The following is a 16136-nucleotide window of genomic DNA, read 5'->3' as shown; positions in this document are numbered from 1 at the left end:
GCCGCCGCCCATCAGGACGGCGCTTTTTGTCTTATGCCCGATCGAGGCCGCGGCCGGCACCAGAAACGGCGACCTGATCCTTGAGTAACAGGCTCGCTACTCCTTATTTGTGGCCCACAGTGCATAGAAATGCTGCACAGGCCCATGGCCGCTTCCGACGGAAAGCTGGCCTGCGGCAGCAACCGCGGCGGCGAGATAGGCCTTGCCGACGGCGATAGCTTCGGGGAGCGGCAGGCCCTTGGCGATCTCTGCCGCGATAGCGCTTGAGAGCGTGCAGCCCGTTCCATGCGTATTCTTGGTCGGCAACCGCTGAGCTTCGAACCAGGCCACATGATCGCCGCTTGCGAGCACATCCGGGCTTTCGTCACCCTCGAGATGACCACCCTTGACGAGGACTGCTGAAGGCCCGAGCGCGGCCAGCGCAAGCGCCTGGCGCGCCATGTCTTGGCGGCTTTTCGCCTCTGCGTCATGCAAGAGCGCAGCCGCCTCGGGTAGGTTCGGGGTAATGACGGTCGCAAGCGGCAGCAGCCGCGTGGTCAGCACGTCAACGGCATCGGCGGCCAGCAGGGCTGCGCCACCCTTGGCGATCATGACCGGGTCGAGGACGACGGGTACATCGCGATGTCGCGACAGAATGTCCGCGACGGCACTGGCGATGGCGGCATTGGCGATCATACCGATCTTCACGGCATCCACACGGATGTCGGCAAAGATCGCATTGATCTGATCTGCCACGAAATGTGGAGGCACGGGATGGACGCCGGAGACGCCCTGCGTGTTCTGCGCCGTCAAAGCAGTCAGAGCCGCCATTCCATAAACGCCGCGAGCGGAGAAAGCCTTCAGGTCGGCCTGAATGCCAGCGCCGCCGGAGGGATCGGAGCCGGCGATAGATAGAACGTTGCGGATCATTGGCGAGCCTCCTTGATGGCTTTCGCGATGATGATTGTCGCCGCTTGCGGGTCCGGTTGTCCGCATATGGCTGAGACGACCGCGAGGCCATCTGCGCCGCACGAAAGGACATCGGCGGTATGAACAGCCTTCAGGCCGCCGATTGCCACTGAAGGAACCGGGCAAAGCCTGACGATGCGGGCAAGCCCGTCAAAGCCGATCGGTTGCTTGTGGTCGGGTTTGGTGGGTGTGGCAAAGACCGGACCGATCCCGGCATAGTCGATGATTCCGGCATCTATGGAGGAGGCGAGAGCCTCCGTTTCCACCGAGAGGCCGAGGATCATGTCCGGGCCGATCAGGCGGCGGGCGTCGGCGGCATTCATATCTTCCTGACCGATGTGAAGGCCATCGGCGCCGATGGCGATGGCAGCCTCGACATTGTCGTTGACGATCAGTCGGACATTCGTTCCGTGCAGGATTTGCTTGAGGGCACGGCCGGTTTCGATCATGGCGGGGGTCGAAGCCTCCTTGTCGCGAAGCTGGATCATGGTGGCGCCGCCCGCCACCGCCGCCCGCGTTGTCTCCACCATGCCGAGATCACGGCATAACAGCGGATCGAGGACGAGATAGAGCGAGAGATCGAAGTCTGTCTTCATGCTGCCGATATCCTTGCGTCGCGATCCAGTGTCTCCGGGCTCAAAGCGGCGAGTGCGTCAAGGAAGCGCCAGGAGAAGGAGCCTGGTCCCCCAGCAGCGGCCCCCGCCTGTTCGCCGGCCACGGCAAAGACGGCAAGCGCCGTTATGGTCGCATGGAACGGATCATCCGGAGCTACCGCCGCAAACGCACCGACGAGGCAGGTTAGCGAGCATCCAAGTGCGGTTACTTGCGGCATCAATGGCGAACCGCCTGCAATGCGCTTCGCCTTCTGCCCATCCGTCACGAAATCCGTAACGCCTGTGACTGCCACTACGCAGCTGTGCTTTTCCGCGAGTTGAAGGGCGGAATCTTCCGCCTGCTCGACGGTATCGCGGCTATCGACGCCTTGGCCGCGGCTCGTCCCGCCGGCAAGCGCGATGATCTCGGATGCGTTGCCGCGAATGATTGTCGGCTTTAGTTCCAGCAAGCGCGTGATGGCATCGCGACGAAACGCGGTCGCATAATGGGCGACGGGATCGAGGACCCAGGGCTTGCCGGCATTGTTTGCCGACTGTGCGGCCTTCAGCATGCCCCTAAGCCAACCCGCGGAAAGCGTGCCGATATTGATCGTCAGCGCGCCGGAGATAGCGGCAAACTCTCCGGCTTCCTCTTCGGCATGTACCATTGCCGGCGATGCGCCGGCGGCAAGCATCATGTTGGCCGCGATGTTCATGGCGACGAAATTGGTGATGCATTGTACCAGGGGAGGGTTCGCCCGCATGGTGCGAAGCAGATTGCCTGCAGTTGTTTGGTCTTGCATATCGCCCCTTTCAGGCGGCGAGACGCGTAGGGACGACGTGGTTCAGCTTCGCGAGGTCCCGAGCGACTTCCTCCGCCAGCATGATCTGGTTCAGGTTCGAAGGGTGCTTCTCAGCCCGCCGGATAGCGGACGCCCCTGTCTCTCATCTCTCTTCTTTTCGCAGACAAAGACGGCGCTGTCATCAGCGAATCGCAAAGGCAGGCGCGACCGACGAATGAAGATCGCCTGCTTTTCGGGCGACGCATGCATTAGACGCATAGGTGCAGTGATTCCTTAGCTCTGCAAAAAGCCAATGGGTTCGACTATATAGTTCTTATCGAAGCGACGGGAGCGCCAAGCACGGCTGCTCAGCTTCGAAAGCCCAAGGAAAGGGGATCATCATGAACGTAGCACGCTCTTTCAACAACTGGCGCAAGTATCGTCAGACGGTCGCCGAACTGGGCCGTATGTCCACGCGCGAACTGCATGATCTGGGTATCGATCGCGGCGAGATCCGCAATGTTGCCCGCGCAGCGATCGCTCGCTAACGGCCGAAACGGCTCCTTATAAAAGCTGCATTATGCCGGCGCCTGTTCCCTTGAGCAGGCGCTTTTGCTTTATGGGCATCACCGTTCATTTCCGCGGCGATTGCTGAAGATTGCATCAATCTAGCTCCTTGCTTTTCGCATGACGCATAACTGCCTTGCAAAGAAATGCCTATGAACTGAGCAAAAGACTGGTATGTTCTTCTCATCGAAGCGATGCATCTCCTCCCGCATCCCTTCGCTTGGCAGACGTCCTTATCCTCCTCCCAGGGACGACTGCAGGAATAGCGGAACTCCTCCTCCCATCCGCTGTTCGGTTCTTGTAAAAAGCCTGCCGCTCCTCCTCCCGCGGCAGGCTTTTTCGTCTTGTTGAACTTCCAAGCGATTGAGAATGGCCCGGATCGGTATAGGGATCCTAGCCCGGCGCAGGCGGCATGCGTGCAAAGCAGCCTCGGCGCATTCAAAGAGTTGGGTATCCTCCTCTCGCAAAAATGAAGAGCGGCCTCTATGTGCGATCTATGTAGCGCGCTACATCGAAGATCGCCCAAATTCGATTCCCGAAAAAGGAGGATGCCCATGACCGGCCCTGCCGAATATACCCCGCCGAAAATCTGGACCTGGAACAAGGCCAATGGCGGCCAGTTCGCCAATATCAATCGCCCGATTGCCGGCCCGACTCACGAGAAGGAACTGCCGGTAGGACGCCATCCCCTTCAGCTCTATTCGCTTGGAACGCCCAACGGCGTGAAGGTCACGATTATGCTCGAAGAGCTGCTGGCGCTTGGTCACAGCGGTGCGGAATATGATGCCTGGCTGATCAAGATCGGTGAGGGCGATCAATTCGGCAGCGGTTTCGTTGACATCAATCCGAATTCGAAGATCCCGGCTTTGCTCGACCGCAGTGGCCCGAAGCCGGTTCGCGTTTTCGAATCGGCCTCGATTTTGATGTATCTCGCCGAAAAATTCGGCGCCTTCCTGCCGACCGAGCAGCCGGCTCGGGCCGAATGCATCTCCTGGCTGTTCTGGCAGATGGGCAGCGCGCCCTATCTCGGCGGCGGTTTCGGTCATTTCTACGCCTATGCGCCGACGAAGATCGAATACGCGATCGACCGTTTTGCCATGGAGGTGAAGCGTCAGCTCGATGTTCTCGATCGTCGCCTGGCCGAAAGCGAATATATCGCCGGCAGCGACTATACGATTGCCGATATCGCCATCTGGCCGTGGTACGGCGGTTTGGCCAAGGGGTGGCAATACGGCGCGGCCGAGTTCCTGCAGGTGCAGGACTATAAGAACGTGCAGCGCTGGGCCGAGCAAATCTACTCGCGTCCTGCCGTCAAGCGCGGCCGCATGGTCAACCGCATGTCGGGCGATCCATCTGAGCAGCTGCGTGAGCGCCATGATGCCAGCGACTTCGAGACGAAGACGCAGGATAAGCTGGAAGCCGCCGGCTGATCCGACCATTCGCTTTGCAGAAATGAGCTCGCGGCCCTCCGGATCGCGAGCTTTTTTATTGCGCGTACTGCTGGCGCTGCCGGCCTTGGCAAGTCAGCCTCGCTCCATCTTGCGAAGCGTAATGTTCGGCTGCCGAGGCTCCCCCGCTCGGCGTAGACCGCAGCGCGATTCTGCAAAGCGTGTCGACATTGGCGAAAGAGGAATGCTTCTCCATGCAGCAAGTTGCTGACGACCGTACCCTGGATAAAAATGCGACTACGGGCGCGTTGTGGAAGCAACAGAGCGAGGCGAGGGATGCGCTGCTGAAACACCTGGTGTCGGGTGGCGATGAACGGCTGGATTGCGATCCGCTCACCGGGCTCAACATGTATGGCTATGGTCCGGCACCCCGGCCCGAAGATCTCGCTTTCGGCTCGTCGACGGCATCGACCATATCCGCCGCCGCCTTTGCCGCGGTCGAATCCTATTACGCGGATCTGAGGCGGGAGATGGAAAAAAGCTCGCCGACGGCTTGCTACGATCGTGAAATCGGGCGCGTGCGGGAGGATCTGCTGCGCTTGCTCGGCCTCAACCAAGCGTCGGGCCCCAGGATCGATGCGATCCTGGCCACATCGGGCACGGACATTCATCTCTTTTCGGCAGCACTGCTGGCGGGCGAGAACGAGCGCGCCCTGATGACCATCACGCTGATGGGGAACGAAACGGGCAGCGGCGTCATGACGGCGTCGGCCGGGCGGCATTTCATGAGCCGCGTCAGCAGCGAGCGCGCCGTCGTCAAGGGTGAGGAACTGCGGGCGGGCGACGCCACGCGCAACGCCACCATTGCCGTGCGCAACAAGGATGGTTCCCTTCGCGCCGATAGCGAGGTGGAAGAGGAGCTGCGCGGCCTCATCGAGCTTGCCCGCGCAGCCGGCCTCAGGTGCCTTCTCGTCGTAACAGACGTATCGAAGACCAGCCTGCTGGCGCCGAGCCTTGAGACCGTCATGCGTCTGAAGGAGCGTTTCGGCACCGTGCTGGATATCATGATCGATGCCTGCCAGTTTCGCCTGTCAGCGGCAACGATCCGCGCCTATCTCGCCCATGGTTTCATGGTCGCGCTCACGGGTTCGAAATTCCTCGCCGGGCCGATTTTCAGCGGGGCGCTTCTCTGCCCGCCACAAATATCGGAGCGCTTTAAATCGCGCACTCTGCCTGCAGCCTTGGCAGATTATTGCGGGAAGGCAGAGTGGCCGGAAGGCTGGGCCGCCGGCAATATCTTGCCGGAGCGCGCCAATCTCGGCCTCCTGCTACGCTGGAAAGCCGCGCTGTTCGAACTCGGATGCTTCCTCGATATTCCTGAAGACCGTGTAGTCAAGGTTTTGTCCGCTTTTGCCGAGGCAGTCTCCGATCGTCTTGCGAACGATCCGGCTTTCGAGCCTTTGCAGAGCCGGCCGTTAGAGCGGCGTGAGCTGTGGGGCACATCATCGGCTCTTCGCTGGGATGAAATTCCCTCCATCTTTTCGTTTTACCTGCGCAATTGCACAGATGGCGCCATGCTGACCGCAGCGGAAATGGCAGCGGTCTACAAGGAGCTGGCCGTCGAAGGCGATGGAGTTGCCCTGGTGCGTCTCGGCCAGCCCGTTCGCTGTGCCGATTTTGGTGATGTACCGGCAAGTGCCCTTAGAATTTGCCTGAGCGCGCCGCTGGTCGTGGCCGCTTCCAAGAGCGATGAAGCGCTTGCGGCGGTGGTCGCGCAAGCGATGCAGGTTCTGGATCGCACAGCCGAGGCGGCGGCCCGGCAAAGGCAAGGCAATGCCAAGGACATGCGCCGCAGCGCCTGAAGTTCACACGACGGCTTCAGCTGGCGCGGTGGCTCATCGGCAGCGGATCATGAACCTCGGCGCTCGTCCCCGTCAAAGCCGGCGAAATCGCCTCTGACGATGCCGTGTCGCTGGAGCTTGTCGTAGAAGGTCTTCCTGGGAATGCCGAGCGCTTCGATGGTACGGCGTACATCGCCATTGTTCTGCGACAGGGTTTCGCGGATGAGCTCGGCTTCGTAGCGCTCTACTCGAGCGGGCAACGGCAAACCTTCATCCGTCGCCGGCGCTTCGTCAGATTTTGCCGTTGTTGCCGATTCGAGACCGAGCACGAAGCGCTCGGCAAAATGCGAGAGTTCGCGAACGTTGCCCGGCCAGTCGTGCTGCTGCAGATGGCGGCGCACCGCTGTAGATAGGGCGGGCACCTCGCGCTTGAAGCGATTGGCGGCGCGATCGGCGAAATGGCCGAAGAGCAGGGGAATGTCATCGCGGCGTTCACGCAATGGCGGAATGGAAAGCGTGACAACGTTGAGGCGATAGTAGAGATCCTCGCGAAAATCGCCGCGCTGGCGGGGATCGCCGAGGTCGACCTTCGCCGCAGCAACGACGCGAAGATCGACGGGGCGGACTTCATTGGTGCCGAGCGGTGTCACCTCGCGCATTTCCAGCACGCGCAGCATCTGCACCTGAATTGCCGGCGGCATGCTTTCGATCTCGTCGAGAAACAGGGTGCCGGCGCTTGAATGTTCGATGCGCCCAACGCGCTTCTTCTGGGCGCCGGTAAAAGCGCCCGGTTCGTGGCCGAAAAGCTCGCTCTCGATCACGGTTTCGGGCAGGGCACCACAATTCAACGCAACGAAATTGCCCTTCGCTCGCCGACTCCACCGATGCAGCAGGCTCGCCACCACCTCCTTGCCGCTGCCAGTCTCTCCCGTGACAAGCACATCGACATCCGTATCGGCGATCTGCCGCAGCGTATGGCGCAGCCGCTCGATGGCAGGAGTCTGTCCGATCAGCGGCAGATCGCCCTGCGCCTGCTCCGCCGCCTGCCGCAAGGTCCTATTTTCCAGCACAAGGCGTCGCTTCTCGGCCGCGCGTCGCACGCTCTGCACCAGCCGATCTGTGGCGAAGGGCTTCGCGATGAAATCATAGGCGCCATCCTGGATCGCCTGAACCGCCATCGGAATATCGCCATGACCCGTCATGAGAATGACCGGCAGATCGGCGTCAAGCATCTTGATGCGGGCAAAGAGCTGCTGTCCATCCATCTGCGGCATGCGGATATCGGAAACGACGACACCGGCAAAATCGGCGTCGAGAACAAGAAGCGCTTCGCCAGCGACAGAGAAGGCGGATACGGCGAAGCCAGCCAATTCCAGCGTCTGTTTCGTCGCCCTCAACAGATCCTTGTCGTCGTCGATCAGGAAAACGGGGGAACTCTCATTCATGGCGTGGCCTTGCGCAAATGGACGGTGAAGCGAGTGCCGCTGCCGTTGCTCTCGACATCAATCCGGCCGCCATAATCGACGACGATATCCTTCGAAATGACGAGACCAAGGCCGAGGCCTTTTTCCTTGGACGTGTTGAAGGGTGTAAACAGCGAGTCGAGGATCGCCACGGGAATGCCGGGGCCGTTGTCAGAAACCACAATCTCGACTTCCTCTGAAGTTTCGCGCACTGACACCTCCACCTTGGCCTCGTCGCGACCTTCCAAGGCCTCTAGAGCATTTTGAAAGAGGTTGATCAGCACTTGCTCCAGCCGAATGCGGGTCCCGACAACGCCGAGCCCCGTTGGTGGCAACTCGATCTTCAGCGCATCCAGGCGGCCGGCAAAGCGGCTCCTCAGCAGGACGACGGCCCCCTCTATCACGCTTCTGAGATCAACCGGCTCCGGTGCGGTCCTTCCCTTGCGGGCGAAGGCTTTCAGTTCTTCGGTGATCGTGCCGATACGCTCCGTCAACGCCGCGATCGCCGAAAGGTTTTCCTTCACCGGCTCCGTCTGCCGCCGGTCGAGGAAGACATTGGCATTCTCAGCATAGGCACGGATTGTCGCCACCGGCTGATTGATTTCATGGGCTACGCCGGCGGCGACCTGACCCAGGATGGCAAGGCGATTGGCCTGTACGAGATCCTGCTGCACACCCTGCAGCTTGGCTTCCGTCGCACGGTGGTCTGCAATTTCCGCCTCCAGCCGGTCGCGGGCCTGGCTTAAGTCCTCCGTGCGCTCAAGAACCCGGCGTTCCAACTCATCACGCGCGATCCTGCTCACGGCGATCTGCATGGCGGAAACATCACGGCGGCGCAGCAGGAAAGCGGCGAATGCGAGGATCGGCAGAAGGACGGTCAAGGCGAGGAAGCGTGTCTCGCGCACGGACGAGGCGATCGCCTGATCGGTCGGGATCAGATAGCCGAGCTGCCAGGGCGTCGATGGAACCGCGACCGCCAGCCGCAAATATTCCGCAGCGCTACTTCCAGGCAGAATGGCACGCACGATGGTTGCATCCGGGCCAATTTCTTCGGGATGGCTGACCGGAAGGGGCGAAAGCGGTGCTGCGCCGAATTGCAGGCTTTTTCGAATCGCGTCGGCTTCCTCGCGCGCAAGCGGAGCGGTCGTCATGAAGCGCCATGAGGGCAGGCTGGTGATGAGCACGACACCGCGTTCGTCGGTCACGTAAGCGGGGCGGCCGGTCTCGCTCCAGTCAGCCTCCAGCTGATCGAACTCCATCTTCACCACAACGACACCAAGCGCAGAGCCGACATCGCCGACACGGCGGGAAATGTAGAGGCCAGGGCGATTGCTGACCGTGCCGAGCGCATAATGCTCGGCGGTTCCCGTCTCCATGGCTTTGCGGAAATAGTCACGAAAGGAATAGTCGTTGCCGACGAAACTCAAGGGCTCCCGCCAATTGCTGGAGGCCATGGCAACGCCGTCCTTGCCGGTGACGTAAAGGACGGATGCGCTGGTGCCCGAGACGAGACTTTCGAGCTTACGGTCCAGGGCGACAACATCGTCGATGTGCTTCTCGGCGAGCGCATCTCGGACCTGCTGATCGTCGGCCAGCAAGAGTGGCAGGGCGCGCGGACGTTCGAGGACTGCGCGCAGCAGGGCAACCTTGAGGTTCGCATCCGTGTGCCCCTGCCTCTGAAGCGTTTCTATTGCCGAGAGCCGACCATAGAAATTCGCGCCATAAAGACCAGCCGTAATGACAGCCGCACTTAGAAACGCAAACACGAGCCAGACCCGGCGTGAGCGCCGGCCCAGTTGCTCGGGCGTTAGAAATCGTTCGTTGGCCGGGCGCTGCAGCATTGCCGTATTGTGCATGATTTCGCGCGCGCCGCAATTCGATCTGTGCGAATAATCGCACAGATCGATGATCCTCGATCCGAGCCGGAAATGAAAACTCAACAAAAGCAATGTGTTAAAATCATGGCGCGCATTTGGCACGGTCATTGCAAAAGATGATGAAACAGTCGGAGGCTGTTGAATTCTAGTCGTCGCCCGGAGGGCCGAGAGATCGGTTGGGCTTAACGGAGGACATCATGATTGCTCCCATCGCTGCCGCGGAAACGCGCGCCAAAGTTCCCTTCTACCGGCATCTCTATGTGCAGGTTCTCACCGCCATCGCTGCCGGCATCCTGCTTGGTCACTATTATCCGCAGCTCGGCACGTCGTTGCAGCCGCTCGGCGATGCCTTCATCAAGCTGGTGCGCATGGTCATCGCGCCCGTCATCTTCCTGACGGTCACGACCGGCATCGCCGGCATGTCGGACTTGAAGAAATTCGGTCGCGTCGTCGGCAAGTCGTTCATCTACTTCCTGACCTTCTCGACTTTGGCGCTGATCGTCGGTCTCATCATTGCCAACGTCGTGCAGCCGGGTGCCGGCATGCACATCAATCCGGCGACGCTGGATACGAAGGCCGTCAACAACTATGCGGCACAGGCCCATGACGCCTCGGTCGTCGGCTTCCTGATGAACATCATTCCGGATACCATCGTCGGCGCCTTCGCCAAGGGCGATATTCTCCAGGTGCTTTTCTTCTCGGTCGTCTTCGGCATTGCGCTTGGCGCTGCCGGCGAACGCGGCCGCCCGGTGACGGACTTCCTGCAGGCACTGACCACGCCGATCTTCCGCATGGTTGCCCTGCTGATGAAGTTCGCTCCCATCGGTGCCTTCGGCGCCATGGCCTTCACTATTGGCAAATATGGTATCGGCACGATCGCCAATCTGGCCTTCCTGATCGGCACCTTCTACGCCACATCGCTACTGTTCGTGCTCGTCGTGCTCGGCGCCGTCGCTCGCTATAACGGCTTCTCGATCCTGGCGCTGATCCGCTACATCAAGGAAGAGCTGCTGCTCGTTCTCGGCACCTCGTCGTCCGAAGCTGCATTGCCGGGCCTGATGAACAAGATGGAGCGTGCCGGCTGCAAACGCTCCGTCGTCGGCCTCGTTATCCCCACGGGTTACTCCTTCAACCTGGACGGCACTAATATCTATATGACGCTGGCGGCGCTGTTCATCGCTCAGGCAACTGATACGCCGCTGACCTTCGGCGACCAGATCCTGCTGCTGCTCGTCGCCATGTTGAGCTCCAAGGGTGCTGCCGGCATCACCGGTGCAGGCTTCATCACGCTTGCCGCGACGCTCGCAGTCGTGCCTTCGGTTCCGATCGCCGGCATGGCGCTGATCCTCGGCATCGACCGCTTCATGTCCGAATGCCGGGCACTGACGAACTTCGTCGGCAATGCGGTTGCTACGATCGTCGTCGCCCGTTGGGAAAACGAGCTCGACCAGACCAAGTTTGCCGCCGCCATGGCGGGGCAATTAGGCGAAGAAATCGAGGTGCCTGCCCTGCAGGCCGCCGAGTAAACTTCGCATTATCCTCCCAAGGATGAAACGGCCCTTTCGAGGGCTGTTTTTCCACTTCCGTTCCGTTCGATCACAGTTTCGTGTAGCACCGCCAGATGGCTGCTGCCCCTGGCATCATCAACAGTCGCCTTCATAAAACTGTCACTGCAACAGCTCACAGCATCATACTGACAGTTGTGAATTTCGACGAAACCCGAGCGGACAGGAGGGCAGCGTGTCACAGACGATTTTTGTGAGCACAAGCCAGCCAGCTTCGAGGAGCATGTGCGTCGATCGACCATGTCGCGAGTAGCGCACATGGCTTCCTCACTCTCAGCGCAGCAAAAAGCCTTGCGACGGCCGGAGAGTTTTCTGTCCGAACTTGCCTCCCATGCGGACGAGTTGCTGCACGGCCAAGTCCATGAGCAATATGCCGCCATCTGCTACAGGAAGGCGCCCGACTGCGATGAAGCCGAGATGCTCGTCGTCACCAGCCGGGAAAGCGGCCGATGGGTCGTGCCCAAGGGCTGGCCGATCAAGGGCAAGAAGCCGCATGAAGTTGCTGCCATCGAGGCTTACGAAGAAGCCGGCGTACGCGGCAAGGTTAAGAAAAAGCCGTTCGGCTATTTCACCTATTTAAAGCAGCTTGCCGACGGCAATCGCGTTCCCTGCATTGTCGGATTACATCTGCTTGAGGTTGATCAGACCTTTCAGGACTTCCCGGAGCGAGGCCAGCGCCGTGTCGAGTGGGTTTCCTTCGTCGAAGCAGCCAACCGTGTGCGTGAACCGGAACTCAAGGGACTTTTGCTTGCGGCTGAGCGAAAGGTGCGCAAGGCAAAAGGCAAGAAATGATCTTCATCGTTACTGAGTGGGTTCGCAGCCGGCCGGCGGCTGTCGTCGCAAGACGGCGCGCTGCAGTGCTCGTTCCTCTGTAACCGTGACGTGTTGTCGCTATCACAGAATATTAAATCGCGAAATTAGCCGAGAGCCAGGCGATTGGCAGCTATGCGCTTCCGTGCTTGCCCTCGCCGCATTGATGCCTATATTGACGCAGCGTTCGGCCGTGTCTGTTTAGGTCGATATGCCTCATGGCTGCAATAGCTGCCTTCACCCGGCAACGATTTGGCCGGCGGACTTTGGAAGGAGAAATTTCATGTCCATTACTCCGAATAATATCGATAGTTCAAAGGTTTCTACGGTTCCTGATGGTGAGATTGCTGCTGCTGTGCGGCAGGCGCGTGAAGCCATCGGCTATACGATTGACGACCTCTCGGAAACCTGCGGCCTCACCAGCGAGGAAATCATTGAAATCGAGGCTGGGGCCGAGGCCGATCCGGCAAAACTTCGCCGTATTGCCACCGCATTACAGGTTCCGCCATCGACTTTCTTCATCGTCTGAGCAGGCGGCGCACTTCGGTGCGCCCCTTCAAAGTTCCGACGGCACTTTTCGTCGCAAAACACCGCAGATCTTGACGCGACATGCACCGGGTCGGCGTGACGACTTCCGAAAAGCGCCGGTCGCGCTCATGCATGTCTATCGGCTTTCTAAGCGAAAACTCCCATAATTATACATCGAAAATAAGCCAATATTCGTGTGATTTTATGAGTATTCGCTCTTTTTCCTGTCGCGATACTGGTCAAAATCGTTTCAAAGCTTTAACCTGTACCAATCAAATACGTTTTATTAGTCGTACTTTTATCGAAGCAGCATGATACGGCACGCCTGCCGTAAGTGAGATGTATTCGATGGCGCTCATTGGGACGTACAGCATGCGGCGGAATGATGAGAATGGCGGCGCCGACCTCGATCACGGTGAGCAGCTCGTTAATTCAATCCCTGTTGAAGTTCCCAGTCCTCAGACGAACGCGGATGACCGCACGCCATTACCCCAGGAGCGAACGCAAGCTGAAGGGAGTAGTTTGGATCGAGCGCCAGCTAAAGAGGACAAACTAGCAGCCTTGGACCAGATCGCTCGGGACATGACGTTGCTCGCCACGCTCGTGACGAGACGGCGATACGCGAAATCCGAAAACGCGGGGGATCGAGATCAGGCGCCGTCATTTGACGCCTCCAGCGATCCAGAAGAACTGGCATTCGCGCCTATCGGCATCGCATCGCGTGATGGTGACGAGCTTCAATTCATCGCTTCAATTGGCCAGGCAATCGAGTATCTTACCACGCAATGGCCGATCCGCAGCGGGGATGCCTTCGAAGAAGCGCTGCAAGCCTGTATCGACGGCGTCAAAGGCAGAGCCTCACCTGAGCAGGTTCGCTCTGCTTTCCTGAAGGCCGCAGATGCGGTGAGTATACGCGTTGTTATCGCCGGCGATTAAAGCCCGGTCTGTTAAACCTTCCCGTCCCCTGGAATCGCAGAGCACCACAGCGTGTGCGTGAAAAGGCGCAACTGCATGGTGCAAACGAGGAGGCCCGACCAGTGCTTGAAGCAAGGCGGCCGGGCCTCCCGTCCATCGCAAATTGGCGGTTGCGATAGCTACAAAGATGTGGCTTTTCACTGTCCTGTCGTCCATACGCAAAGCGACAGCGGAGGTCCGATTGCGCCTGACGTTGGAAAGCCGGTTTCAAAGTAAGCCGATACCTAACACCGACACGCCGCTTGTCTCGTAATGCTGCAGCCCGAGATGCCCAGTTCTTCTCCTGTTTGAATGCAATGGCAAGCACAGCCCATATACGTCTGTTTTCGTGCATGCGCTGCCGGCAGGCTCTTTCCGAAAGGGAGGTTGGGGCAGGGCATTGAGTACAGTTGGGAGGCCAGACGTTCCTTCAAAGGGTCCGCCCCGTCAGGCCTCCCGGCGCAGCAGATTGGTATCTGCGGTAGCGCTCGAAACCTGCAGAACAGCGCGTGGACTGTCTATATCGAAAGCGACAGGTTGCATCCAATTACGTCACCGGAAATTGACGGCGGCCTTTTGCCGACGAAACAAGTTATTCGCATGCAGCGACGCGAAGCCCGCCATCCGACTCTAAACCGTGTTGATCGACAACGGTAGATTCCGGAATATTTGGGTGATCCCAAAGTATAGAATCACCGTTACCTCAATACATATTGCGACAGCGTTATACAAATAATGTATAGTTTATGAAAATATTTATTAGCGATCACGTATTTACAGCTATAATCACGCCGATATTATGGCTTCAACGTGAACTTTCACAAGTTACATGTTGAATCTCGTGAATTCCTTTAAGGAGAATTTTCGAATGCGCAAGTTTTTGGGATCCACCGTTTTTCTGATGGCGGCGGTTGCGGGGAGTACCGTTTATGCAGCGGATCTTGCGGTTTCCACACCGCCTCAAGCTCCTGTTGAAGCGGCGCCGGTATTTTCATGGACCGGCTTCTATGTGGGTGTGAACGCCGGCGGCGGTTTTGGCGGCAACGACACTGTCGGTTTCCATTCGTTCGGAGATTATCTTGGCAGGTTTGGCAAGCTTGAGGGATCCGGTTTTCTCGGTGGTGGTCAAATCGGCTACAACTATCAGTTCGATCCTAACTGGGTAGTCGGCCTTGAAGCTGATTTCCAGGGTGCTGACATCAGCGATTCCTTCAGAAGCGATATCGCAAGCGCATCTTCCAAGATCGATTGGTACGGCACCGTTCGTCCTCGCATCGGTTATGCCTATGACAACACCTTGTTCTACGGAACCGGCGGCTTCGCCTATGGACACGTCAAATACAAGGGCGCGTTGGCCGGCGTAAGCTTCGACGATGACAAGACCGAGGCCGGCTGGACTGTCGGTGCCGGTGTCGAACATGCTTTCACCGACCATGTGACGGCAAAACTCGAATATCAGTATGTTGATTTCGGCAGCAGCAACATGGGTGGGGACGCCCTTAACTCCAAAGCCAGCCTTGATTTCCATGCCATTCGTGTGGGTCTGAACTACAAGTTCTGACAATAGTTTGCCTTGAAGACAATGTGTTAATCTAATGGAGAGGATAATAACATGGCTTTGATTGGCATCAACCTAATCAACAACGGCACGACTACGATCGACAGCAGCAATGCTGGCTCAGCGGGAGATACAATCCAGCTCAATCTGGTTTCCAACGGCACGGTGATCGTTGATGGCGTGGACGTCAATATCAGCAGTCTTGTTGGTACTGGTGCGCTTTCGAGCACAACTATCGAAGCGATCAACGGTGCGAACGTGACGATCGATGCAGGCCTCGCCAACATTGGAGCTGGCTCGACTTATACCTATGCAATCGGTGCTGGATCCAGCATTACCGTCGACTCGAGCTTGCTGACGGTTGGATTGTTGAATGGCGTTACCGTAGACTTTGCCAACGCAAACGGTAGTGGGCTGTTCGCTTACAATCCCGGCGGGATCAATTTGAACCTCTCAACCCCGCCAAATGTGGTGAACGTTCAATCCGGCGACAAGATCGAAGTTGTTGGCTCGAATGTTGTCTCGCAATCCGGGAATACCGTTACCTTCTTCGGCGGTCTGTTGAACGCAGTGCCGCTCGGTTCCTATACGATACCGGCCGGCGTCACGTACAGCTACGATGCCAACACCGACACGCTGACCTTCACGAGCTGCTTCCTGCGCGGTACGCTCATCCGGACGCCCGAGGGAGATACTCCGGTCGAGGATTTGCGGGTCGGGGATCTTGTGGTCACGCACAATGGCGTGGCGGATATCAAATGGGTCGGTCGACGTCGGCTCGATCCGAAGGCAATCGATAAGCCCCGCGATACGCTTCCGATCCGTATCCGGGTGGGGGCATTTGCGGAAAATATTCCATCCCGGGATCTCTACGTCTCTCCGGACCACTGCATGTTCCTCGAGGAGTCCCTGATCCCCGCCAAGTTCCTCATCAACGGCACCACCGTTACCCAGGAGGCGACGCTGGCACCTTTCGAGTATTTCCATATCGAACTGGAGCAGCACTCGATCATTCTCGCCGAAGGCGCTCCGACGGAAACCTATCTCGATCTCGGTGGCCGCATGTCCTTCCTTGAACCGGGCGTCCTGCGGTTCGGCGCGATGTCGGGCACGGCAACACGCAACTGGAACGACTGGTGCTATCCTCCGGTCTATGCCGGCAAGGTGCTGGAGCAAGCCCGCGCGATCCTTGAACAGCGAGCCGAGGAACTGGGTTACATCGTTCAGGATGCGCAAGCATCCTGATACTCGAATGCAAAGCG

The 16136-nt window shown here is 58.8% G+C and carries 14 protein-coding genes and 1 riboswitch; of the genes, 9 read left to right on the top strand and 5 right to left on the bottom strand.

Annotated features, from left to right (window positions below):
- Window positions 1-96 precede the first annotated feature (96 nt).
- The 3 genes from thiD to thiM are packed head-to-tail and all read right to left on the bottom strand — an operon-like array spanning window position 97 to window position 2344.
- Window positions 97-909 carry a bifunctional hydroxymethylpyrimidine kinase/phosphomethylpyrimidine kinase gene (thiD, locus tag ACK83U_RS24240; RefSeq protein ID WP_112603672.1) on the bottom strand — a complete coding sequence of 271 codons (813 nt, stop codon included), beginning with the start codon at window positions 907-909 and terminating at the stop codon, window positions 97-99.
- Window positions 906-1544, bottom strand: coding sequence for a thiamine phosphate synthase (gene thiE / locus ACK83U_RS24235; RefSeq protein ID WP_112603670.1), 639 nt, complete (start codon window positions 1542-1544; stop codon window positions 906-908). Before thiE ends, thiD begins: the two co-directional genes overlap by 4 nt.
- Window positions 1541-2344 carry a hydroxyethylthiazole kinase gene (gene thiM, locus ACK83U_RS24230; RefSeq protein WP_112603668.1) on the bottom strand — a complete coding sequence of 268 codons (804 nt, stop codon included), beginning with the start codon at window positions 2342-2344 and terminating at the stop codon, window positions 1541-1543. Before thiM ends, thiE begins: the two co-directional genes overlap by 4 nt.
- A 50-nt stretch (window positions 2345-2394) precedes the next feature.
- Window positions 2395-2491: riboswitch (TPP riboswitch) on the bottom strand.
- Between the two features lie 233 nt (window positions 2492-2724).
- Here thiM and ACK83U_RS24225 point away from each other — a divergent pair.
- The 3 genes from ACK83U_RS24225 (at window position 2725) to ACK83U_RS24215 (ending at window position 6140) form a co-directional block, all read left to right on the top strand.
- Window positions 2725-2871, top strand: coding sequence for a DUF1127 domain-containing protein (locus tag ACK83U_RS24225; RefSeq protein WP_015342994.1), 147 nt, complete (start codon window positions 2725-2727; stop codon window positions 2869-2871).
- 573 nt (window positions 2872-3444) lie between these two features.
- Window positions 3445-4320 carry a glutathione-dependent disulfide-bond oxidoreductase gene (gene yghU / locus ACK83U_RS24220; RefSeq protein WP_112398563.1) on the top strand — a complete coding sequence of 292 codons (876 nt, stop codon included), beginning with the start codon at window positions 3445-3447 and terminating at the stop codon, window positions 4318-4320.
- Window positions 4321-4532: 212 nt separating this feature from the next.
- Entirely contained in the window at window positions 4533-6140 is a 1608-nt protein-coding gene (locus ACK83U_RS24215) for a hypothetical protein (protein ID WP_112603666.1), read from the top strand.
- Window positions 6141-6187: 47 nt separating this feature from the next.
- Here ACK83U_RS24215 and ACK83U_RS24210 read toward each other — a convergent pair whose 3' ends face one another.
- Entirely contained in the window at window positions 6188-7564 is a 1377-nt protein-coding gene (locus ACK83U_RS24210; RefSeq protein WP_112603664.1) for a sigma-54-dependent transcriptional regulator, read from the bottom strand.
- Window positions 7561-9438, bottom strand: coding sequence for a sensor histidine kinase (locus ACK83U_RS24205; protein WP_162707996.1), 1878 nt, complete (start codon window positions 9436-9438; stop codon window positions 7561-7563). Before ACK83U_RS24205 ends, ACK83U_RS24210 begins: the two co-directional genes overlap by 4 nt.
- A 218-nt stretch (window positions 9439-9656) precedes the next feature.
- Here ACK83U_RS24205 and ACK83U_RS24200 point away from each other — a divergent pair, with 218 nt between their 5' ends.
- The 6 genes from ACK83U_RS24200 (at window position 9657) to ACK83U_RS24175 (ending at window position 16119) form a co-directional block, all read left to right on the top strand.
- Window positions 9657-10985, top strand: a complete 1329-nt coding sequence (locus ACK83U_RS24200) for a dicarboxylate/amino acid:cation symporter (protein WP_112414994.1) — start codon at window positions 9657-9659, stop codon at window positions 10983-10985.
- Between the two features lie 297 nt (window positions 10986-11282).
- Window positions 11283-11816 carry an NUDIX hydrolase gene (locus tag ACK83U_RS24195; RefSeq protein ID WP_112603662.1) on the top strand — a complete coding sequence of 178 codons (534 nt, stop codon included), beginning with the start codon at window positions 11283-11285 and terminating at the stop codon, window positions 11814-11816.
- 301 nt (window positions 11817-12117) lie between these two features.
- On the top strand, window positions 12118-12363 hold the full coding sequence (locus ACK83U_RS24190) for a helix-turn-helix domain-containing protein (RefSeq protein ID WP_112603660.1): 246 nt from the start codon (window positions 12118-12120) through the stop codon (window positions 12361-12363).
- Between the two features lie 371 nt (window positions 12364-12734).
- Entirely contained in the window at window positions 12735-13298 is a 564-nt protein-coding gene (locus tag ACK83U_RS24185; protein ID WP_412474900.1) for a DUF982 domain-containing protein, read from the top strand.
- A gap of 886 nt (window positions 13299-14184) precedes the next feature.
- Complete coding sequence (locus tag ACK83U_RS24180) at window positions 14185-14877, top strand: outer membrane protein (protein WP_112603656.1); 693 nt, start codon at window positions 14185-14187, stop codon at window positions 14875-14877.
- Window positions 14878-14928: 51 nt separating this feature from the next.
- The gene (locus tag ACK83U_RS24175; RefSeq protein ID WP_112414992.1) at window positions 14929-16119 is read left to right on the top strand and encodes a Hint domain-containing protein; all 1191 of its coding nucleotides are present in this window, start codon (window positions 14929-14931) and stop codon (window positions 16117-16119) included.
- Window positions 16120-16136: the final 17 nt, after the last annotated feature.

It is taken from the genome of Rhizobium sp. WW22, from assembly GCF_047041135.1.
Lineage (GTDB): Bacteria > Pseudomonadota > Alphaproteobacteria > Rhizobiales > Rhizobiaceae > Rhizobium.
The sequence above is the reverse complement of the archived record's forward strand: the minus strand, read 5'-3'. Positions and strand labels throughout refer to the sequence as shown.

Excerpts from the sequence above, each read along its gene's own strand:
- thiD (WP_112603672.1), bottom strand. The coding sequence starts at position 909 with ATGATCCGCAACGTTCTATCTATCGCCGGCTCCGATCCCTCCGGCGGC.
- thiE (WP_112603670.1), bottom strand. The coding sequence starts at position 1,544 with ATGAAGACAGACTTCGATCTCTCGCTCTATCTCGTCCTCGATCCGCTG.
- thiM (WP_112603668.1), bottom strand. The coding sequence starts at position 2,344 with ATGCAAGACCAAACAACTGCAGGCAATCTGCTTCGCACCATGCGGGCG.
- ACK83U_RS24225 (WP_015342994.1), top strand. The coding sequence starts at position 2,725 with ATGAACGTAGCACGCTCTTTCAACAACTGGCGCAAGTATCGTCAGACG.
- yghU (WP_112398563.1), top strand. The coding sequence starts at position 3,445 with ATGACCGGCCCTGCCGAATATACCCCGCCGAAAATCTGGACCTGGAAC.
- ACK83U_RS24215 (WP_112603666.1), top strand. The coding sequence starts at position 4,533 with ATGCAGCAAGTTGCTGACGACCGTACCCTGGATAAAAATGCGACTACG.
- ACK83U_RS24210 (WP_112603664.1), bottom strand. The coding sequence starts at position 7,564 with ATGAATGAGAGTTCCCCCGTTTTCCTGATCGACGACGACAAGGATCTG.
- ACK83U_RS24205 (WP_162707996.1), bottom strand. The coding sequence starts at position 9,438 with ATGCACAATACGGCAATGCTGCAGCGCCCGGCCAACGAACGATTTCTA.
- ACK83U_RS24200 (WP_112414994.1), top strand. The coding sequence starts at position 9,657 with ATGATTGCTCCCATCGCTGCCGCGGAAACGCGCGCCAAAGTTCCCTTC.
- ACK83U_RS24195 (WP_112603662.1), top strand. The coding sequence starts at position 11,283 with ATGGCTTCCTCACTCTCAGCGCAGCAAAAAGCCTTGCGACGGCCGGAG.
- ACK83U_RS24190 (WP_112603660.1), top strand. The coding sequence starts at position 12,118 with ATGTCCATTACTCCGAATAATATCGATAGTTCAAAGGTTTCTACGGTT.
- ACK83U_RS24185 (WP_412474900.1), top strand. The coding sequence starts at position 12,735 with ATGCGGCGGAATGATGAGAATGGCGGCGCCGACCTCGATCACGGTGAG.
- ACK83U_RS24180 (WP_112603656.1), top strand. The coding sequence starts at position 14,185 with ATGCGCAAGTTTTTGGGATCCACCGTTTTTCTGATGGCGGCGGTTGCG.
- ACK83U_RS24175 (WP_112414992.1), top strand. The coding sequence starts at position 14,929 with ATGGCTTTGATTGGCATCAACCTAATCAACAACGGCACGACTACGATC.